General features: G+C 34.8%; 21 protein-coding genes. 5 read left to right on the forward strand and 16 right to left on the reverse strand.

The features are described from left to right. Nucleotides 1-10 precede the first annotated feature (10 nt). From K6959_RS12230 to K6959_RS12245, 4 genes are all read right to left on the reverse strand, one after another. Nucleotides 11-1093 carry a GerMN domain-containing protein gene (locus tag K6959_RS12230; RefSeq protein ID WP_163242136.1) on the reverse strand — a complete coding sequence of 361 codons (1083 nt, stop codon included), beginning with the start codon at nt 1091-1093 and terminating at the stop codon, nt 11-13. 235 nt (nt 1094-1328) lie between these two features. Further along, the gene (gene racE, locus K6959_RS12235; protein WP_163242137.1) at nt 1329-2123 is read right to left on the reverse strand and encodes a glutamate racemase; all 795 of its coding nucleotides are present in this window, start codon (nt 2121-2123) and stop codon (nt 1329-1331) included. A 10-nt stretch (nt 2124-2133) separates the two neighbouring features. After that, nucleotides 2134-2577, reverse strand: coding sequence for a MarR family winged helix-turn-helix transcriptional regulator (locus tag K6959_RS12240; RefSeq protein ID WP_163242138.1), 444 nt, complete (start codon nt 2575-2577; stop codon nt 2134-2136). A gap of 157 nt (nt 2578-2734) precedes the next feature. After that, nucleotides 2735-3751, reverse strand: a complete 1017-nt coding sequence (locus tag K6959_RS12245; protein WP_262421784.1) for a serine hydrolase domain-containing protein — start codon at nt 3749-3751, stop codon at nt 2735-2737. Nucleotides 3752-4128: 377 nt separating this feature from the next. Between K6959_RS12245 and K6959_RS12250 the strand changes: the two genes are divergently transcribed. From K6959_RS12250 to K6959_RS12270, 5 genes are all read left to right on the forward strand, one after another. After that, the gene (locus tag K6959_RS12250; RefSeq protein ID WP_223086632.1) at nt 4129-4764 is read left to right on the forward strand and encodes a Yip1 family protein; all 636 of its coding nucleotides are present in this window, start codon (nt 4129-4131) and stop codon (nt 4762-4764) included. Nucleotides 4765-5271: 507 nt separating this feature from the next. After that, nucleotides 5272-6237, forward strand: a complete 966-nt coding sequence (locus K6959_RS12255; RefSeq protein ID WP_223086634.1) for a fumarylacetoacetate hydrolase family protein — start codon at nt 5272-5274, stop codon at nt 6235-6237. After that, on the forward strand, nt 6230-6730 hold the full coding sequence (locus K6959_RS12260; protein ID WP_246234713.1) for a DinB family protein: 501 nt from the start codon (nt 6230-6232) through the stop codon (nt 6728-6730). Before K6959_RS12255 ends, K6959_RS12260 begins: the two co-directional genes overlap by 8 nt. Before the next feature lie 46 nt (nt 6731-6776). Beyond that, nucleotides 6777-7919, forward strand: a complete 1143-nt coding sequence (locus tag K6959_RS12265) for a cupin domain-containing protein (RefSeq protein WP_223088379.1) — start codon at nt 6777-6779, stop codon at nt 7917-7919. A 38-nt stretch (nt 7920-7957) separates the two neighbouring features. Beyond that, entirely contained in the window at nt 7958-9175 is a 1218-nt protein-coding gene (locus K6959_RS12270; RefSeq protein WP_163242141.1) for an FAD-dependent monooxygenase, read from the forward strand. A 195-nt stretch (nt 9176-9370) separates the two neighbouring features. Here K6959_RS12270 and K6959_RS12275 read toward each other — a convergent pair whose 3' ends face one another. The 12 genes from K6959_RS12275 to K6959_RS12330 all read right to left on the reverse strand — a co-directional run bounded on the left by K6959_RS12275 (nt 9371) and on the right by K6959_RS12330 (nt 22137). Then, the gene (locus tag K6959_RS12275) at nt 9371-10024 is read right to left on the reverse strand and encodes a cytochrome c oxidase assembly protein (protein WP_223086636.1); all 654 of its coding nucleotides are present in this window, start codon (nt 10022-10024) and stop codon (nt 9371-9373) included. 1057 nt (nt 10025-11081) lie between these two features. Next, on the reverse strand, nt 11082-11957 hold the full coding sequence (locus K6959_RS12280) for an FAD synthetase family protein (RefSeq protein ID WP_163242143.1): 876 nt from the start codon (nt 11955-11957) through the stop codon (nt 11082-11084). 108 nt (nt 11958-12065) lie between these two features. Next, entirely contained in the window at nt 12066-13376 is a 1311-nt protein-coding gene (locus tag K6959_RS12285) for an MFS transporter (RefSeq protein WP_223088380.1), read from the reverse strand. Between the two features lie 255 nt (nt 13377-13631). Beyond that, nucleotides 13632-14804, reverse strand: coding sequence for a homogentisate 1,2-dioxygenase (locus K6959_RS12290; RefSeq protein WP_223086638.1), 1173 nt, complete (start codon nt 14802-14804; stop codon nt 13632-13634). Nucleotides 14805-14836: 32 nt separating this feature from the next. Beyond that, nucleotides 14837-16129 (reverse strand): fumarylacetoacetase, encoded by a 1293-nt coding sequence (gene fahA, locus K6959_RS12295; protein ID WP_163242145.1) that lies wholly within the window; start codon nt 16127-16129, stop codon nt 14837-14839. Beyond that, entirely contained in the window at nt 16126-17088 is a 963-nt protein-coding gene (locus K6959_RS12300) for a hypothetical protein (RefSeq protein ID WP_163242146.1), read from the reverse strand. The genes fahA and K6959_RS12300 overlap by 4 nt, the downstream gene beginning before the upstream one ends. Nucleotides 17089-17197: 109 nt before the next feature. After that, nucleotides 17198-18223: an LLM class flavin-dependent oxidoreductase gene (locus K6959_RS12305; protein ID WP_163242147.1), complete on the reverse strand. Its 1026-nt coding sequence runs from the start codon at nt 18221-18223 to the stop codon at nt 17198-17200. Between the two features lie 233 nt (nt 18224-18456). Further along, nucleotides 18457-18777 (reverse strand): DUF3870 domain-containing protein, encoded by a 321-nt coding sequence (locus tag K6959_RS12310; protein ID WP_223086640.1) that lies wholly within the window; start codon nt 18775-18777, stop codon nt 18457-18459. Between the two features lie 131 nt (nt 18778-18908). Continuing rightward, the gene (locus K6959_RS12315; RefSeq protein WP_262421785.1) at nt 18909-19205 is read right to left on the reverse strand and encodes a hotdog fold thioesterase; all 297 of its coding nucleotides are present in this window, start codon (nt 19203-19205) and stop codon (nt 18909-18911) included. 111 nt (nt 19206-19316) lie between these two features. Beyond that, the gene (locus K6959_RS12320; RefSeq protein ID WP_223086642.1) at nt 19317-20504 is read right to left on the reverse strand and encodes an ABC transporter substrate-binding protein; all 1188 of its coding nucleotides are present in this window, start codon (nt 20502-20504) and stop codon (nt 19317-19319) included. A gap of 99 nt (nt 20505-20603) precedes the next feature. Beyond that, on the reverse strand, nt 20604-21350 hold the full coding sequence (locus tag K6959_RS12325) for an ABC transporter ATP-binding protein (RefSeq protein ID WP_163242150.1): 747 nt from the start codon (nt 21348-21350) through the stop codon (nt 20604-20606). Nucleotides 21351-21354: 4 nt separating this feature from the next. Next, the gene (locus K6959_RS12330) at nt 21355-22137 is read right to left on the reverse strand and encodes an ABC transporter ATP-binding protein (protein WP_163242173.1); all 783 of its coding nucleotides are present in this window, start codon (nt 22135-22137) and stop codon (nt 21355-21357) included. Nucleotides 22138-22165: the final 28 nt, after the last annotated feature.

Consider the following 22165-nt stretch of genomic DNA (forward strand, 5'->3'; position numbering starts at 1 on the left):
AAATATTTTTTTAAAAACTACCTGTATTTATTTTTTCTGGACGTGTTACTGGTTCAGACAACTTTTCACCCTCTTCGTTGATCACTTCTGTACTTCCATCCACCATAACCGAAACACTCTCAATCCCTTGCTGTTCAGTTAAAGAGAGGACAAGACTATTCAATAAATGTTTTGAAATCATTTTTTCCTCAAAACTTCCTAAAATAGATTCATTAAAGTTTAATGTTACTTTTCCATTATCAACTTTTGGAGGATCTATTAATGCTACATCAGGAAGAAACTCCGTCAACAGACTAGATGTATAACTCGGTCCTTCAATTAATTTCTTTACGACAGCTTCAACATTATTCTCAATTTTATTACTAACTCGTCTCGTAACAGGAACATAGTAGGAAGAATCCCCATTTTCCGCAATATAATATACTGTTACTGATTTAGTGTTTGCTACATCACTAATTTCTGATGTATCTAAATTAATGCCAATTTTTCTCGTTAAGCCTTCTTCAATTGGTGTTCCATTCGCTGGCATTTCTTTTAATTCATGACCATTAATCATGATTTTCACACTTTTTATTTGATCGAATTGAGTAAGCGTCCACGTAACAGATTGTAAAATTTTAAGCTCATCTTCAGGCTTGTATTCAGTAAATTCTTTCGAAAAATCAACTAATGCTATTCCGTCTTTAATATTTACCCCTTTAATTTCTGTATCTGCTGGTAAAACTGCACGAAATCCACTTGGTAGCATATCAGTTACTGGTCCATTTTCAACTAAGTACTCCAACGCTTGCTTTGCAACTGACTCTGTTCGTGGGAGATCTAATGTTTGCGGCACGACATAGCCATCTTTATCTATAAGATAAAGCTCCGTTTTCACCTTTTCTTGTGTGGTTTCTTCCTTCGCTTTCTTTTTGCCTGCTTCGTCTGTCTTTTCAGATACATTTATTTCATCTTCTTCCCCTAAATACGATACATTTTGAGGCGGATCAACTTTCTTACTCTTTTCGTTTCCGCCAAATAGACCGCACCCTGATAGAAGAATAGAAGTAGCAATTATTGCTGAAACAATAACTGTTTTCTTCATTTTAAACATATGAATCCCTCCTAAGACTGTTTGTACTACATATATACGAGCCTATTTTTAATTTAGACCGTCTTAAGAAAGAAAATTTTGCTATTCAAATAAAAAAACCCTCTAAATTAGAGAGCTTGGAAACTGTTTTACAAACGCACGCATCCTTACGTTGCTTGCACTTTATTATAAACTTATAAATGATAATTTCTACTCGCTTTCGTTCGTGTCAATATTGGATCAACTTTTATAAAAGTTAAAGCTTAATTGCCGTTACATTATGAATCGTTTTTTCTAACCATGCGGAGGCAATTCGGGCAAAAAGCGCAACCGAGCCTGTTGTAAAAAACTGATGAGCCGGTTCAGTTCTTTTTCCGTTTAGTAAACCTTTCTCATTTAAGATTAGATATACTTCCTTCGCTGTTTCTTCTCCAGAGCTAATAATACTTACTTTGTCTCCCATCTCTTCTTTAATTAATGGTTCAAGAAGAGGGTAATGGGTACAGCCTAAAATAAGGGTATCAATCTCTTTCTTTTTTATTGGCTGTAACGTTGCAGTCACAATTTTTTTTGCAATTGTTCCATTTATTTCACCGCTTTCAACTAATGGAACAAATTTAGGACATGCAAGGCTTTCAACGTTTACTCGATTATTAATCGACTTTAACGTTTTTGTGTATGCTGCACTTTTAACTGTTCCTTCTGTACCGATAACACCGATATTCAAATTTGTTGTGAGCCGAATTGCAGCTCTTGACCCAGGGTGGATAACACCAAGCACTGGAATGGCTAGTTGATTACGTATTTCATCTAAAACAACAGCTGTTGCTGTATTACACGCAATAACAAGCATTTTAATGTTTTTCTCTAGTAAATATTGGGTCATCTCCCATGTAAACTGCTTTACTTCTTCACTTTGTCTTGGCCCATACGGACAACGAGCCGTATCACCTACATAAAAAATTTGTTCATAAGGCAATTGACGAATAACTTCCTTTGCAACTGTTAATCCGCCAACTCCTGAATCAATTATTCCGATTGGCTGCTCCAAGTCGTTTCCCTCATTTTCCCTGCATATCTTGATGTAGTTTCGTTAAATTTGTTTTTAGTTGGAGGATTTCTTTATTTGAAAAATCCTTTAGCACGTCTTGTAAATATGCTTGTCGTTTCTTAATCACCTCATTGATAATACGCTTACCTTCATCTAAAAGATGGATTCTTACAACACGGCGATCTCTCGTATCTTTTATTCTTATAACAAGTTTATTTTTCTCCATGCGATCCACTAGATCAGTCGTTGTACTGCAAGCCAAATACATTTTATTCGAAAGTTCTCCGATTGTCATATCTCCCTCTTCAAATAACCATTGAAGCGCAATAAACTGAGGTGGAGTAATTGTGTAATTACTTAATATTTCTCGTCCCTTTTGCTTAATAATGACGGATATGTAACGTAAATCTTTTTCAATGTCAGCAACGAGACTCATATCAGTTTTTTGTTCCATGCAAACAACTCCCACCTATCCTAAAGAGCAATTTCTTTTATTCTCTACCTTTTAAAAGAAAAATTTCAAGATCTATTTATTTTTTAAGGGGAAAATTGTAATTTAATTGATAGAGTGATAGATAAGCAGGATATTATTGTTGCTTTCTACTGATTAACTATAAACATTTCATTACAGTATCTCCAAATGCTCTAATGTTTTTTAAATACTGATATCCTTTTGGAGAACCAAACCGATTTAACATACAAACAGCAACAACTTCATGTTGAGGAATGACAAGAACAGCTGTGTTAGTATAACCTAAAATTTGATATGAACCTTTAGGTACAAGTTCGCCAATCTCCTTTTTTGTTGTTGGTAAATCTTTCACAAACCAGAAAAATCCATTTTGCGGCAGGGTGTGATCTTTTAATGGAGGACTTTGCAATGAGGTAGCTAGCCGAATGATGTCTTTCGGTACGATTTGTTTATTGTTTATAAATCCTTCGTTTAAATGAAAATAACCCCAATAAGCTAATTCTAGTGCTGAAACATACATATTCATCTTGCTTCCATCAGTTTGCTGGAACGTTTTCCAATGAGGGTCTTCACGTTCTCGAATCACTTCAACGAGTTTTTCGTTTTTCACAGCGTACCAGTTAGATGCTTTTAATCCTAACGGTTTAAATACTTCGTTTGAAACGATTTCAGAAATCGTTTTATCCGTTGTGTTCTTTATGATTTCGCAAATAAGATCCGTACCTACCCCATGATATGCCCAACTCTCTCCTGGAATAAACTCTCGAATGATTTTACCATTTTTATTTCGTAAGCCATGAGTATGTGTAAGTAAATGTCTTATCGTAGTCCCGCTTAAAGTCCCGTCATTATCTATAGATAAGTATTTGGTTACTGGATCATCGATAGAAGAGATATAGCCTTTGTAAATAGAGTAGGCAGCAGCAAATCCAATATAGCTTTTTCGAACAGATGCAACATGAAATTGCGAGTCTTCTGTAATAGGTCTAGCATGAACAGATTTTGAGTGCCTGCCTATATATTCTTCTGTTACAACTTTATCATTATGGATGACGATTACAGCAGATCCTGATGCAGATAAGAGATGATGCGTTTGCCTCACATGCAAAATAACTGAATCAAATTGATTTGAAAGATTTTTAGCAATCTTCATCATCAGACCATTACCTTTCGATATTTTAATATTCTTAAATATGTTAATATAGGCTAAAATTCCAATCAAGTATAAATAGTCAATTTAAATTTTTCTTTTATATGTGTATTTTTTCCTAATTATTTAGAAAATCAAGTATTTTTATCCTAAATTAACAACTTTACAATAATATGACTATTCAACTAATATATATATCTTTAAGACTATTTTTGTCGAATTTTATCATTAATGCTCAATAATTGTTATTATTTACAATGATTATATGTTAAAATTTATTTTCCATATTTTAATTACAAAATAAAAAATGGAGGTGAAAAAATAACAGATGTGATTAAAATATTGGTTTAAATAATAGAGTTTTGAAAGGAAAGATTAATAGAATGAGTGAGTCTACAAAAGAACAAATAAAGAGTCCATGGATAACATTATGGACCGATCCGCGAACAACAATTCAAGCAATGCTTCCTCACACACGGAAATCGCAAATGTTTATACTTATTTTTCTGTTCGGAATTTCGATATTTTTAGATCAAGCTTCTGCCAGGAATGTTGGTGACCATATTCCTAATACAATAAGTATTTTTATCGGTTCAATTATATGGGGTATATTATATGGATATATATATTGGTTCATCTTTAGTACGCTAGTGTATTGGACAGGTAAATGGATTGGAGGAAAAGGCAATTGGAAAGACATGAGAATTGCCATTGCCTGGTCTGGAGTTCCAATGATCGCAAAATTAATATTATGGGTACCACAACTTATTCTTTTTGGTCATGAAATGTTTACAAGTTCGATGCCAAACACTACAAGCAATCCTACTTTATTAATTTTATTTTTCTTATTCATGGCAATTGATACGATAATTGTAGTTTGGTATTACATAATTACATGTAAAAGCATCGGTCAAGTGCATGGTTTTTCAGCTTGGAAAGGACTCTTAAGCATCTTTCTAAGCTTCCTTATCCTACTGCCTTTCATTGTATTCATTTTGTTATTATTATTCGGTATTTAATGTGCTAGTTTAGGTATAAAAGATCATAGGAAAAAAATACATCCATCTTCGATTATGTGAAAAGCAAACTAACATTTTAATGCGGATATCGATTGAAAAGAAAGGGATCGACCTCGATTCCTTTTTTTTTTGTTCCCTTTTATGTAATTAGAAATTGAGTTTTTCAATCAGAAACAATTAAGTTCAATGTAACATGATTGTTCTGATTGATTATTAAATCCTTAAAAATATATTTGCAACAAATGAATCGTTCTAGCTTACTTGTTTAAAATGCAAATCACTACTTTCTTAACACATTTAAATAAAAATTTCCAACTTATCTAAGTTTAAATTACATAAAAAATTTCCTTATTGCACTTTTTTGAATATTAAGTTATCATAATTACACAAATAGTATATCAAGTTCACTATTCGTGTAATTATTCAAGGTGGTGAAATCAAACTAATAAACAGTATTCTCTAATTATTATCCCAATTCGGAAATTTTTTTAAATAAAGGAGAAGATTATGAAACTAGTAACTTTTTCACGTAACGGTTTTACCCGTACAGGTGTATTCTTACCAGCCGAAAATAAAATTGTTGATTTAAATTATGCTTATCAAGCTTTATTACAATCGCAAGGAAAATACCGCTTTGAAAAAATCGCTGAAGCTTATGTGCCGGCAAATATGACTGAATTTTTACAAGGCGGGTGTGAAAGCTTGTCTCTTGCTAAAGAAGCGGTTGCTTTTGCCCTTGAAAATCACAAAAATCACAACACTTTTAAACACGAAATCATTCATATGTTGGAAGATGTAAAAATTGAAGCACCTGTTCCTTCACCTGGAAAAATGATTTGTGTTGGTCATAACTACCGCGATCATATTCTTGAAATGGGAAGAGAATTACCTTCCCACCCTGTTATCTTTGCGAAATTTGCAAATACGGTTATTGGACCACAACACGATATTCCATTTTACCCAATTTCTGAGCAACTTGATTATGAAGCTGAATTCGCTTTTGTTATTGGTAGAAAAGCTCGGAACATTTCACAAGATCAAGCCCTTGATTATGTAGCAGGCTATACCATTGCAAATGATGTTACTTATCGTGATATTCAACGACGCACCCTTCAATGGTTACAGGGGAAAACTGTCGAGGGAAGCGCACCGATGGGCCCATGGTTGGTTACAACAGATGAATTAACCGATCCTAGCGGACTTGAAATGGTATTAACAGTTAATGGTGAAGAACGTCAACGAGCAAACACAGACAACCTTGTATTTAGTGTGCAATATTTAGTGGTATTTTTGTCTCGTCTTATGACACTTGAACCAGGGGATATAATCTTGACAGGAACACCTGGTGGAGTTGGTGTTGCTAGGGATCCTCAATTATTTCTTAAAGATGGTGACGTAGTAAAAATTGAAATTGACAAGGTCGGTGTATTAGAAAATAAAGTATCATTTGTAAAGGAGAATGAGGATGGTTAAAAATACAATGAGTATTCAAGAATATGTTGATTCTATTCAACAATCACTCAATAAAATGATTCAAACAAGTGAAAGCCTTTCAGAAGAAGTGATTCGTTGGAAACCTTCTGAAGCAGAATGGTCAATTTTACAAATTTTATCTCACATAAATGAAGCGATACCATACTGGTTAGGAGAAATTATAAAAATCATCGAAACACCTGGTACAACTTGGGGACGTGGATTACAAGATCAAGCACGGTTATCAGCAGTAGCCAATCCAGATGAACTATCTGTAAAGGTTATCTTAGATAGCTTGAAAGAACAGAAAGATCATATTTCGGCTGTTCTAAATACCTTAACTGAAGAACAACTAACGATTGAATCTCCACATATCAATTTTGCTAAGTTTGGAAATAAGCCCGTATCCTTCATTGTTGATCATTTTATTGATGAACATCTAAAAGGTCATTACGGTCAAATTCACCGAAATCTTTCAAAGCTAAAAAAATAGCATCTTCAGAGGAGTGGGATAAAAATTGACAGAAATAAGAGAATTCATGAAAAGCAAAGTTGTCCAAGACTTTACAAAGGAGATTCAACAATACCATTTAGGACCGCTTTGGGAAGCAATTCCTGAATTAATGAATCGTACTCCTAAGCCGCAAGCACAAGCTTACTTGTGGAAAGGTGAACTGTTAAATAAGAAACTAATGGAGGCTTCTGAAATTTTTACACCCGAGCGAGGTGGCGAACGGCGCGCGATATATTTCCAAAACCCTGGTTTAACTTATAGGCAACCTTGGGGATGGGCTTCTACTACCCAAACTTTGTATGCAGCGGTTCAATTGCTCCTTCCGGGTGAAGTTGCTCCGTCTCATCGTCATTCTCAAAATGCTATCCGCTTTATTACTGAGGGAGAAGGCGCTTATACGATTGTCCAAGGAGAAAGAGTCTTTATGGAAGAAGGAGATTTCTTAATTACTCCTAAAACACTATGGCACGGACATGAACACGTTGGGGAAAAGCCGATGATTTGGATGGATGCGCTTGATATTCCAACCGTTTATTCTATTGGCGGAACATTTTTTGATCCATTTGATGGTTATTTGCAACAGCCTAACACACCAGATAATTTCTCGGAGCTACGTTATCAAGGTGGGATGGTTCGTCCGCTCAACGATCGTTCTTATTCAATTGCACCACTTGCTAATTTTAAATGGCAGGGAACCGTAGATGCTATACAAGGATTAGCAAACTTTGATCCAGATCCTTTTGACGGATACGCAGTTGAATATATTAATCCATCAAATGGACAAACAGCAAATCCAACAATGGGTGCAATTATGCAATTGTTACCAAAGGGATTCCATACAAAAGCTCATCGCCACACACATTCATCGATTTATCACGTGTTTAAAGGATCCGGATATACGATCATTAACGGTGTTCGGTTCGATTGGACAAAAGGAGACTATTTTGTCGTTCCAAACTGGGCATGGCATGAACATGTTGCAACAAGTGATACGTATTTATTTTCTATTAATGACTTGCCAATAATGGAACGGTTTGAGCTAGAACAAAAACAAGAACTTGACACAAACAACGGTCATCAAGAAATAAAAAGTGAATTTACACCAGTGCTTATTAAAAAAAAACTGCATTTATGTCTATACAGAAAGCCTAATTTCACAAATTTATAAGCGCTGTAATTTTTAAGTCATCAAAAGGGGGACTAACAATGTCAGAAAAAAAATCTAGAAAGATTATCATTGTCGGGGGAGGAATTGGTGGTCTTGCTGCAGCATTGGGGATGGCAGAAACAGGGCGAAAATCATTAGTTTTAGAGCGAGCTCCTGAATTTAGTGAAGTCGGTGCAGGTATTCAACTAGCTCCAAATGGGACTGCTGTACTCGAAAGATTAGGAGTCATGGACGAAATTAGCAAATTAGCAGTCTTTCCAAAACGACTCGTTTTAATGGATGCAATTACTGGAAAGGAATTAACCGCTCTTAATTTAGAAGAAACATTCAAAAATCAGTACGGACATCCATACATCGTGATGCATCGTGCTGATTTACACAAAGTTCTTTATGAAGCTTGTCTAGAAAAAGGAAATATTACGTTGCTAACGAATAGTGAAGTAGAAAAAGTTGAAGATTTAACCGATCGAGCTAAAGTGACTTTAGTAAACGGGGATATTTATGAATCTGATGCGGTAATTGGCGCGGACGGGATTCATTCAAACACGCGCAAATTAGTGAGTGACGATCAACCAGTTTGTTCCCAATATGTCGCCTACCGTGGGACAATCCCAATGGAGGAAGTGACCGAAACAGCAGGAACGAACCCAGATGATGTCCTCATGTGGATTGGACCTAACCTTCACCTTGTTCAATATCCAGTTCGACGAGGAGAACTTTACAACCAAGTTGTTGTGTTCAAAAGCTTCAAGTACAAACCAGGCGCTGACGATTGGAAAGCGAATGATTGGGGTACTCCAGAAGAAATGGATGAGCGCTTTGCAAATACTTGTCCATTTGTAAAACATTCCGTATCCTTTATCTCGCGGCAATTTCGTTGGGCGATGTGGGACCGTGATCCAATCCAAAATTGGACAAAAGGACGGGTTACATTGTTAGGTGACGCCGCTCATCCAATGCTGCAATATATGGCTCAAGGCGGAATTCAGGCGTTAGAAGATGTAGCACATTTGACAAGTATGATTCATAAATACGGAGACGACTATACAACAGCATTTCTTGAATATCAAAAAGAAAGAATCCCACGTGCTTCCAAAGTTCAAACGTATGCTAGGAATTGGGGAGAAATTATCCATGCAGAAGATCCAATCTCAATTATGTTGCGTAATGACATTTTCTCAAAGCGTGGCGAGTATGACTTTACTTATGTGGATTGGCTCTATTCCAAACGATACGAATCACTTGTAAGTTTATAATTAAATAGATTCGAAACGCTCTAAAAAAGTTGTTAGAAGACTAGTAGTTAAAGCCACTTAATTCTAGGAATCCCAGGAATCAGCAAGAGGGGGTGTTTTATGATTCAGTTTTTTAACAAATAAAAACACCCTTTTCTTATGAAAAAAAATGTTAATACTTTAATGTTTATTTTTAACTTAAAACTAGCTTTCTTTTCAATAGCGTATCGAAGAACTTAACAGAAATAAAGAAACCATAAACATTAATGTGATAAATGCGATAACAATCCCTAAAAAAATATAACCGACCTTTTTTAACCTACTCAGTTTTCGTTGCTCTGGTAATTGGTTAACTAATGGCCACCACATAAAAACGGCCAATATAAATACGAAACCATTATAAAGTAATTCAATATAATAACTTCCGTAATATGGAATATTAGTTAGGTAAGAAAAAATAAAGAAGATGTTAAATAATATCAAAGCAATAAGAGGTTTCATGAAAATATTAAATATCAACTTAAAGGCGGGATTATTTATGATTGCACGCCAAATCCATTGTGGAATGCCTATAATTAAAAAGGGCGGAATAACTAAATAAAGACAAGCCTTTTGAATATAGTATGTTTCATGAAAGTAAAAATATCCAATTTTAGGTAGTTGTGATCCTTCTATCATATAAAGCAGAACGATCCCAAGCGTAAAAAATGTCGCTTGTCTTTTCGTTAATTTTTCACTTGAAACAAAACGAGTACGAAATTTCATTGTAATTAAAAAGTAGCCGACTAAAATTAACATCAGTACTATGAAAAAGTAAGGACTCCATAATACCCGAAAACCTAAATAATCCGCTATTGTCGATATCGGCATATAATCCCTCATCTCGATCTACTAATCTTTGAAGTTTTATTTACCTCATTAACATAAAAACACAACATATTACAAATGCTTTATGTAATTGAGCCTGATACATTTTCAAGAAAACTATCAGTATGAATGGGGTCTCATATAGCATTTTAAATGATATTTCAATATAAATCTACTTGTGTTATTTTTTGTAATATGTACCCTAGTCTCTTTCTACTACATTAAAACATCTTTTGCTTTTTTTCCTCATATCCTTAATTTTTGTAACTTTTAAATATAAAAAAAAAATAGAAGTAAAAGCAGTAATATATCGAAGAGTAACCATGCCAAGGATTGAGGACCCTACTGTGATCGCTTAATCGCATACTAGTATCATCTCGATAACCCTCTTTTTTTTTAGAATTTACTTGACTAACAGCCTACAATTGAAGCGTCGTTTGTACTGGTTTATAAGCTATTCCATAAAAATAACTGCCAATACTGACAGATTATTTATGACACCAAAAATAATAATCCGATCTCACCACATAAGCAGACTGGATATATTAAATCTTTAGACCCATTTGATCAAAAAAAAATCTTCCTAGAAATATGCCACAAAAAAAACATTACAAAGATAATCACTAAAAAAACAAGGAGACCTTTGAACCTAGTCCCCCTTCTTCACCAAGCCCATTAATAAAAATTAAATATTCCCTCACTTGTTAAAGAGAGCAAATACACTAAAAAGCTAGGGGGTTTTCTTTCCTTCTATTTGTTTTAGATAAATATTTCGAATAAAATAGATCAAGCTGTACTGATGCAAAACTAGCTTCAAGACTCGAAGCCATTGCAAAGTACCCAATGCCTTCCCCTGTTCGTTCAATTAGCATGACTGCCAATACTAATGATGCTAAAATTGTTGTAATAATTCTAAAACTTACTCCCTCTAATAAAATTAAAAATGGTATAAGGCAACAATAATGTATTGAAAAGTCCATAGTTTTGATTTAATTTGAAGCCTCATTTAATTTCCCCTTTTCTTTTTAACTATCTAAAGATTTTGAAGTATGCGGATATATTAAACCAATTTTATCGCTTCTCGGCCATTTAACCAGAGTTGTTCAGATAAGTCATCAAGCCACTTGATGATTACCTTTTCGTGATTACGTAATTTGATCTGCTTAGGAACGTCTATCTCAACATCAACCTCGCCATCTTTTCTTTCGCAAATAAAACAAATACTTTGAAATTTTCGTTGCTTCGTTTGCACATTCACTTTATAAATACCGTAATTTGGTAAACTATTAAATAAGGATGCTTTGATCTTTACTTTATATATACAATTTAAGGTGGAAAGTTCATATACATGAGTGATCCAACCTTTTGTTTCATAATGATCACCTAAATAATAAGCAATTTGATCTACCTTTCCAGACCTTAAAAGGCTTCTAATATAAGTAGAGCTAATTTTCTTTTTATATAATTCTACTTTTGGTATCATTGTTACACGAAATGTCCCTTTTCCATGGGTTTCAAGCGTTTCAATAGTACCTAATCCTTTACTGCCGTATGTAAAATCAAATCCGGCAACTACTTCTCTTACTTGTAAAGAAATAAGATATTTTTGTACAAATACCTCCGGTTCAAGACTTGCAAATTCTTTATCAAAACGTATAACATATAGCCGCTCAACCCCCAGCTGTTCAAAAATTTCTATTTTTCTTTCCAATGATATTAAATAATGAAACTTCACATCATTTAGCACTTCTTTTGGATGGGGGAAAAACGTCAGAACAGTTAATTCCAATCCCTTTTGTCTTGCAATATACTTCGCTTTTTCTATTAATTGTTTATGCCCTAAATGAACCCCATCGAAAAAGCCAAGGGCCATAACACAAGGTTTTACTTTAGTTTGTACACAGGTTGAAATAGATTTAAGAAAAGTTGTTTTCATCATGATCAACTCCTTACGGCTGTCCAACTTTTTAGGCTTTGTTTCATTCTTTCTGTCAAAATTGACTCATACCCTTTCACATAACTGAAAGAATATGAGTCACAAAAATTAAACTACTTCATTTTCCTTCTTTGGAGTGAAAATCATTCCAACTACAGCAACTAATCCAGCTATAACGAATGTAAAAAAACTCCATATTAAATCTACATTCATACTTAACAAGAATCCAATAATAACTGGACCGGAAATAGCCCCTATTCTTCCAATCCCTAGACCCCAACCTAACGCGGTAGCCCTTAATTGAGCAGGATAATATTTTGTAACAAAAGCATTTAAGATTTGGGTACTACCTACCGCACCGAAACCAGCTATCCCTACTAATAAGTAAGTAATTGCAATTGGTGGCGCACCTATCGTTAAACAGAAAGCACTCAACGCAGCGAAAAAATAGGAAACTCCGATTACTCTTTTTGAACCCCAACGGTCGGCAACCATACTCGCAAAAAGGGCCCCTATTCCAGCTGTAAGATTCATAACTAGTAAAAATGATAAGCTAGAATGAAGCGAATAACCCAATTCTTTCATGATTTGTGGCAACCATGTGTTTAATCCATACACTAAATAAAATCCCATAATATACGTTAACCAAATAAACAATGTCGCTTTAATATATTTTTTTGAAAAAAGACCTTTAAATGATGTTTGTTCCTTTATTGCACCTTTTTCTGCTTCAACTACTTGATCTTTAAAAAATGAAATATTCATATGAAATCGCTTACATATCTTTTCTGCTTCTTTATTTTTAGACTTAGAAAGAAGAAAACTCACTGACTCTGGTAAAAACTTAATCATGATCGGAATTAATAACAATGGAACAGCTCCGATCCAAAACATAAATCTCCATCCAAATGAGTTCAAAAGATATATCGATAAAATGGCTCCTAACACTGTACCGAAGGAATAACCCATAAACATAATTGAATAATTTAACGATCTGCGATGAGGAGGTGAATATTCAACTGCAAGGGCAGAAGCAGTTGGAATAACCCCGCCTAATCCAATCCCTCCTATAAAACGAAATAAACCGAAGACTCCTGATGATGTAGCCATAGCACAAGCCGCCATTGTTAATGAAAACAAGGTAATACATAGGATTAATGTCCATTTTCTACCGAATATATCAGTTATTGTACCAACTAAAATTGCACCGATCAACATTCCAAACAGGGCATAACTTCCTATTGTACCTGCTTGAGCTGGCGATAAGTCCCAAGGTTGATATTCTAATAAACTTGGAAGGACAGCCCCATAAATACCTAAATCATAACCGTCAGCCAATATACTAAAAAAGCAAATACTTAAGATAAAATACATTAAAGAAGTTGGCACCCCTGATTTTGAAGGAGCTTCGGTTTCCATATTAATATTATGAGGCGTTTCTTTAACTACTTGACTCATTCTGATCTCACTCCTTAAATTAGGCATATAAAATGTTTAATGCGTCAATCACTATTAAGCTCTCCTTCTACTGCTCATAGAAGGAATTCCTCATATGTATTCCTTTAAAAGAAAAGGAACAAAAATAGGGTGAGACTGGATATTCAAAAAATTTATTTTAAGGCTGTCCCCACTCCATCATGTGGGTTAACAGCCTAACCTTTATCATTAATCATTTCAAAATTTATTTTTTTCAATCCAACTATATTGATAGCTTTCATCTTCCATCATCTGATTCGCCTTTTTAACAACTTTTAACGGTCGGAATGTATCGATCATAACTGCTAACTCTAATGTTTCTTTTTTTCCGATACTTTCTTCAATTTTTCCAGGATGCGGACCATGCGGAATACCTGCGGGATGAAGAGTAATAGACTCTTCATTTATCCCTTTCCGGCTCATAAAATTTCCTTCTACATAATACAAAACCTCATCACTGTCTACATTACTATGAAAATATGGAGCTGGGATCGCTTCTGGATGATAATCATACAACCGGGGAACAAATGAGCAAACAATAAAATTATATCCTTCAAAGGTTTGATGGATTGGCGGCGGCATATGAATACGTCGAGTGATTGGTTCAAAATCACTAATATTAAATATCCAAGGAAATAAATAACCATCCCATCCTATTACATCAAACGGGTGATGGGCGTAATAATGAGAATGTAGGTAATTACCTGACTTTGTTCGAACTTCAAATTCCCCTTTTTCATTATAGGTCACTAATTTTTCAGGTCCTTTTATATCTCTTTCGCAAAACGGACTATGTTCAAGCAACTGGCCAAATTCATTTCTATATCGTTTAGGTGTTATGATCCAACTGTTTGTTTCGATCACAAGAAACTTTGACTCTCCCTTATCTGGCACAATCCGATAAATCGTTCCTATAGGAATAACAATATAATCCCCCGGCTTATATTGAAGCGTTCCGAAAGTAGTTTCAACTTTCCCGCTGCCATAATGGACAAACAATAGCTCATCTCCATTACCATTACGATAGAAGTAATCCATATTTTCAGCAGGATTTACTACGCCTATTAATAAGTCTTCATTTCCTAAAATATATTCTCTTCCCATTACAGCATCACTTCGTTCTTTATTCCCCTTGTTCGTATAAAAATGTCGCGGGCGAAGCGTGCCTTGCTCCTCATATTTCACGCCACAATCTCCGATTAAATTTGATTTATAAAACTGTGTAGGGGGATTATGATGGTACAAAATTGATTGGATCCCGGAAAACCCTTTAGTCCCCATCACTTGTTCATTAAATAAGGAATGATCCTCCTTACGAAATACCGTATGTCTCTTACGAGGGATTTTTCCCATTTTTCGGTACCATGTCATCGTAATCTTCCTCCTTTATCAATCTTTTAAAGCTAAATTCTCTGATGTTTTCTTTGTAGTACATGTTCAGCATCTAGCGCTGGCTCAATTACTCCAGTAACTTCCCCAAAACCAACTCGATAACCATCACCTTGACACCAGCCTGTCATCGTTACCTCATCCCCGTCTTCTAACCACTCTCTTTGTTCTTGTTCAGATAAAGAAATCGGTTCTTTACCTCTCCACGTTAGTTCTAGTAAACAGCCTCGCGAATCTTTTTCAGAACCGCTAATTGTACCTGTAGCAAGTAAATCTCCGGGATTTAAATCGCAGCCCCCAATCGTATGATGGGCAATTTGCTGAGCCATGCTCCAATATAAATAGCGATAATTGCTTAAACAGATTCGCTTCGGTGCACTCATCTTTTTACTTCGCAAATAGACTTCAAGTTGTATATTAAATGAACTCGGAATACTCTGTTCAAGATATTCAAGCGGCTTTGGATCTTGAATTGGTCCTGTTACCCGAAAAGGTTCTAATGCCTCCATTGGCACGACCCATGGGGAAATAGAAGTAGCAAAATTTTTCGCTAGAAATGGTCCCAACGGCTGATATTCCCACGACTGGATGTCACGAGCACTCCAATCATTTACTAAAACCATTCCAAAAACATGCTGTTCGGCCTCTTCAATTGGAATCGGTTCACCGCGCTTATTCCCAACACCAATCAAGCACCCCATCTCTAATTCAAAATCCAATTGTCTAGTTGAGCGAAAAATTGGCGAATGATTAGGCAGCTTTATTTGCCCTAGCGGACGTCGAATACTCGTACCACTCAAAATAACCGAGCTAGCTCTCCCATGGTAACCTACTGGTAAATAAGTCCAATTTGGCATTAAAGCATTTTCTTTCCCCCGAAACATCATCCCAACATTTGTTGCATGTTCTTTGGATGCATAAAAATCTGTATAATCTCCAATTTCTACAGGCAGATGAAGTATAACTTCTTTCATCGGAAACAGCACTTGCTTGCGAATCTCTTCATCGTCTCTTAATTGTGGTTCGTCCTCTGACAATAGCTTTTGAACTTTTTTTCGAACGCCAACCCAACTGTCTCTTCCTAGCTGCATCAAACTGTTTAGCGAAGACTTGTTAAAAACAGCATTTTCCCTAGCGATAATTTCTTTGAAAAACCCTTTCTCTTCTAAAATTGATAAATCTAACACATAGTCACCAATAGCAACTCCAACTCGAGGATTATCCTCGTTACTTGTACTAAATACTCCATATGGCAAATTTTGAATAGGAAAATGAGAGTCCGGAGCCACTTTTATAAATGATTTCACTTAAAGACCTCCTGTCGATTAATTAAATCTAATAATTCATCTTTTGGTTCATCAAAACTGCAACTGCCAAATGAACATAATGAATGATTTCGAAGCTCTTTCATCTCTTGTGCTGTTATACAAAAATGTTTCCAAGCTAAGCTGTCATTCTTAATCATAAAGTGCTCGATATTTTCATCTGATATGATTTCCTCTATTATTTTTTTATTTAGATTAAAATGATAAGCAAGCATACCTGACAGGAAAATGTTAAGAAATCCATGCATTTTTGTCTTTACTTCTTCCCGGTACATTCGAACCGGATGATGTAATCCAGCAGTGAATTTTATTGGCAAATTGAGATCACGACATAAAGCAATTACAGAAGCAACCTTTTCGGTACTGGGAAACATTTCTGCTTTTATTCCGCCGGCTCGCAGTTTTACCCCCACTTTTTCTTTATGTCTTGAATTGAATTCCGAAATTACATCCAGCGTACTAGACAAATTATTTAGCCAATTGTCGCCGTTAAGCATTGTTAACTCACAGTACACTTTCATTCCTAATTCTTTTGCACCTGTTGAAGCTTCCTTTATTAAATTGTTAGTTGGTACAATGGGCGGCAATGGGATTTCATATACTTTGACATTAGACCAATCGGAATTTTCTCTACTAAAATGATGAATTAGCTTTAAATCTTCTCGAAACTGAACAAAACATTGCTCTTCATCACTACTTTTTCTACCAACAACTGAGAGTTCTAAAGCTTTTTTATTTAAAAATAATTCACGATAATGTGGAAGTTCGTTTATTTTTGCAACGGGTATGATAAAAGGTCCTAACATCCAGGAATCATTGCTATTAATATAGTTTGCATAATTTTCAATAGCCTTAATTAAAGACAGATTAGCGGGCGGAAATAACCCTGCATAATCGATTAAACGTTCTAACAAAACGTGGAGACTAGGACTACTTTTCATTTCAAACACTTCCTTTTAGTTCATACATTCATTCAACCTATTTTTTAAATTTGAATTGTTCTCATATATTTAGAAACTTCGTATTCATTTCCTCTTTTCTAGAGGCTAATCACACTTCTAGCTCTTCTTTATGAGTAGATTTGAAAGCCGGCATCACTTCTTTTGCAATTAATTCCATTGATTGCAAAACTTTATGATATGGTAATCCGCCAAAATTCATAAGCATCATAATATGATCGCAACCAACATTTTCATATTTTTTCAGCATTGTAATAACATCCTTTGGTGAACCAATTAGAACTTGCTCTCTATCTCTTAAATCCTCATATTTCGCATTTTTTCCGTACATACGTGTATCAAGATATAAATCAAGATGAGGCTTCGCAGTCGCCTCAGCTTCTTCAGTTGTTTCTGCTACATAAGTATGAAGAGCAAGTGGAATTTTCACTCTCTTCTCATCATGACCTGCTTTGCGATACGTATCTTTATAACTATCGATAATTTCTTTCAATTCAGAAATTGAATTACAAGCAACGTAAGGAATCCCCATCATGTTATAGCCCATTTTTGCAACATAGTTGGCTCCATTTTGACTTAAAGTAGCAATCCAAGTCGGAACCTCTTTCTGTTTTGGGGTAACTTCTAGCTTTACATCTGTAAATTGATAGTACTCTCCTAAATGTGAAAACTTTTCACCTTTCCACGCTTTTTCAATTACAGCTAAGGCATCATTAAATCTTAGTGCCTTATCTTTTCCATCGAGATTAAATCCAGAAAATTCATGTGGAAGGTAACCACTTCCTAGTCCTAAGTTAAGCCGTCCGTTACTCAATACATCTACTAATGCATAGTCTTCAGCAACATTTAATGGATGATGAAAAGGCAACACTTTAACAGACACGCCTAAACGAATTTTACTCGTTCGTTGAGCAGCAGCTGCCATGAACACATGCGGCGAAGTTAAAATACCATATTCACTAAAATGATGTTCAGCGAACCAAACTGAATTGTAGCCTAAACGATCTGCCATTACTGTTTGTTCTAAAACTTCATTCAAAAACCGTTCCGGAGTGCGTTCAAATGATTCCTGGTAATTTTTATAATTGTCAAACACCGTAAATAAACTAAATTCCATCTAAAAATCCCTCCAATTTATTGTTTTTACAAAAAAAAAAAACCAGTAGTAATAGAAAAGTAAATGAAATTCCACCTTCATTTAAATTCCTTCTATTACTACTGGCTTCTTATCTACGTATTGAGGTTCGGCCCATGTCCTAGCTCGATAGATAGTCCAGTTAAACACTGATTTTATGTTGTTAATATTATTATATTTAATTTTCTGATATTTGCAACCGCTTTCTTTTAGTTTTAAAAATTTTTTCTTTCTTCATAATTTTTCTTTGCCATTAGTAATGCTTGAATAACAGCCTTTTGCGGTGGAACAATAAATTTCCTTTCTATATCTTGAATTACTTCCTCTATTTTTTTTAAAGATTTTCCTTTAAGTAATTTACTTATAAACTCGTTTGTTAAATCTTGCAAAAAAGTGAATGTTGCTTTAATAATTGAATCAGTCTCTGTATCTACTACTAAAACACAACCGATTGTTTTTTGTAATTCAAAAACTGGTGTGCCCTTCGGCAATTGAGCAAATCCCGCAACTAAAATATAACTGTTTTTAATTTCCATAAATCTTTATTACAGCTCCTCTTTTTAAATTTTCAGAATACAAATAATATCATACAAAAAAAGATCTGCTTACTCAACTGACAAAAAAGAGGAACCTAATCGAACAATGGACTCTATAGGGAAACACAGTTTTATTTATTTTTCTTACGATAAACCGTTCCCCCTGCTGTTGCCACTAATTGACCTTGTTTATTTTTTACTTCCATATGGTACAAACCTAACCTTTGATTTTTGGAAATTTCCCTTGCTGTTGCCTCCAAGTGGTCGTCTAACTTTACTGCTTCTATGAAATTGATGTTTGCATTAATACCTACCGCAATTTGATCATAGGTGTTGCTTGCAATCGCAAATGCAATATCAGCTAGTGAAAAGATCACTCCTCCGTTTACTGTATCATGTATGTTCAACAGATCATTTGTTATGCCCATTGATACTTTTCATATCCTTTCCCAATCTCATCTATACATATTCCTAAAGCCTTAGCATATGGGTCATTAGAAACTTTTTCTAAAATTCCTTTATCCATTTTTAAATTCCTCCTATTCCTTCAGAACCCACTTGCCATCTTTAACTTCAGCTAGAACCATACTTTCAGCTTCTAATCCATTATGATCATTTTTAGAAAATGTAAATTTCCCTGTAGTTGCTATAAAATCTTTAATTTTATTTTCAAGATAATCTCGTATTTCCGCACGGTCTGCCCCAGCAGCTTTAATTGCTTCAACTGCTAACAAAACATTGTCATATCCATATGAACCAAATTGGGTCGGTTCTTCCCCTTTAAACTTTTTTGTATAATTGTTATAAAATTTTGTAATAATCTCGTATTGAGGATCGTTTTGAACAATTTGATCAATAACTAGTAGTTTTCCCGTTGGAATTACTACTCCTTCCGCTCCGCCTTCTGCAAGTTCAATAAATTTGTGGTTTGCTATGCCATGACTTCCAATGTAATGAAGGTCAATTCCCAATTCCTTCATTTTTTTTGCTATTATTGCTGGACCAGGATTTGTTCCCCATACAATAACAGCTTCAGCCCCAGATTTCTTAATCTTTGTTAATTGTGCACTCATATCTGTATCGTTCGTATGATATGATTCAGATGTCATAATCTCTATATTATATTCATCCGCTAATTCCTCAAGTTTCTCTAGTCCAGCAGCACCGTAAGCATTGGAGTCAGTTAATGTAGCTATCTTTTTGATCCCTTCTTCTTGCAAGTGTATATAAATACGAGTAACTGCATGGACGTTAGAATGCGGTGTTTTAAAAACCCATTTAGCTTCTTCAGCAGGTTCAACTAACTGTGATGCTTCAGCAGCTGCAATCATTGGCACCTCGTTTTCCATTGCTAATCCTTTCATAGCTAAACTTGCCCCTGTAGTAGAAGAACCTAAAACAAGCAAAACATTTTCATCATGAATGAATCGATTCATCTCTTCGATCGCCTTTTCTTGCGATGATTCATCGTCAGCAAAGATTATTTCAACTGAAACGCCATCAATTCCACCACCAGCATTAATTTCCTCTTCTAGCAATAAAGTAGCATTCCATTCTGGTTCTCCTAGCGGACTTGCCGAACCTGTTTTTGAATAGATAACACCAATTTTATAAGACTGTGTTTTTTTTGTAGTCTCTTCTTTATCGCTTCCAGCTTGTTCACTTTTACAGGCCGTAAGGATGCAAATTAGTAGTATAATTGCACCAAAAAAATGAAACTTTTTCATCATTCATCCTCCTCGCATTGTTAGTATAATAGCCCAATGAGATACTTAATAGTTTTTTAAAAAACAGAGCTTCAAATTTCAAATTTTTTAATATATTTTTTAGCTAACAGCATGGCCTAAAAATGCTTCTTTCACGTATTCATCATTTAAAAGTTCCTTTGAAAAACCTTCTTTTACAATTTCACCTTGTTGAATAACGTATGCGCGATCGGATATTTTTAAAGATGCAAAGACATTTTGCTCAATCAATAATATAGTCGTATTATATTGATCGCGTAAAACTTTCACTAACTCTAATACTTCCTTCACAAGCAAAGGTGCCAATCCTAACGATGGTTCATCTAAAAGTAACAACTTAGGCTTTGCCATAATCGCCCTGGCAATGGCTAACATTTGCTGCTGACCTCCCGATAAAGTTCCAGCAAGCTGATTTTTCCTTTCTTCAAGAATCGGGAATATCTCGAATAATTTTTTAATTTCCTTTTCAATCTTTTTCTTTTTTGTTTTTTTAAAGTGATGATACGCACCTAAATACATATTTTCGATTACACTTAATGTAGAAAATACTTGGCGATGTTCTGGTACGTGAATAAGATGCCGTTTTACTATTTGTTCTGCAGGAAGGGCTGAAATATCCTCACCATAAAAAAATATCTGTCCTGATGAACTATTTTGTAATCCTGAAATTGCTTTAAGCAACGTACTCTTACCTGCACCATTTGCACCAAGCAACGCAACTATTTCACCTTCATTCACATGAAAAGACAATTTTTTCAAAGCGATAATTGGCCCATAACTGAAACTTAACCCTTTAATTTCTAGTAATGAATCTTTTCTATTTATCATTTTGTCACCTCACCAATTCATCAATAGCATCGCTGCCTAAGTAGGCCTCTACTACTTTTTCATCATTTTGGATTTCTTTCGGTGTTCCTTCTGCAATTTTCACGCCTTGATCAAGAACGATGATCTTATCACATATACCCATAACAAGATTCATGTCATGTTCGACTACAAAAATAGTCATCCCCTTTTGACGGATTTGATTAATTAACTTATTTATTTTTAATGTTTCTCGATCGTTTAGACCAGCCGCAATTTCATCTAATAATAACAACTTAGGTTCAGATGCAAGTGCTCTTGCTAACTCTAACAAACGCAGTTTGCCTAAAGGCAAGCCTTCAGCATTTACATCATAAACATCTTCAAGTCCGACTAATTTAATTTGCTCCATTGCGGCCTCACAAATAATTTTTTCTTCCCTTAGAGCATTAGGAAAACGCAAAGCAGCAGCTAACATTCCTGAAAATGTTTTTGAATGATGACCAACCATAACATTTTCTAATACCGTCATATTATTAAATATTTGTAAATTTTGAAATGTCCTTGAAATTCCAAACTTACATATTTTATAGGATGAAAGTGTGTCAATTCTGTTTCCTTCAAAATCTATTCTTCCTGAAGTAGGCGGAAAAACACCTGACAATATATTAAACATTGTACTTTTACCGGCACCATTTGGACCTATTAAACCAACTATTGATCCCTCTTCGATCTTAAAAGATACATCCTTGTTAGCAACAACTCCTCCGAAACTTTTAGTGATGTTCTTTGCTTCTAATAAAATATTCAATTCTTCCACATTCCCCTCTCGATTAGAA

The organism is Bacillus aquiflavi, assembly GCF_019915265.1.
In the GTDB taxonomy this organism is placed as follows: domain Bacteria; phylum Bacillota; class Bacilli; order Bacillales; family Cytobacillaceae; genus Bacillus_BT; species Bacillus_BT aquiflavi.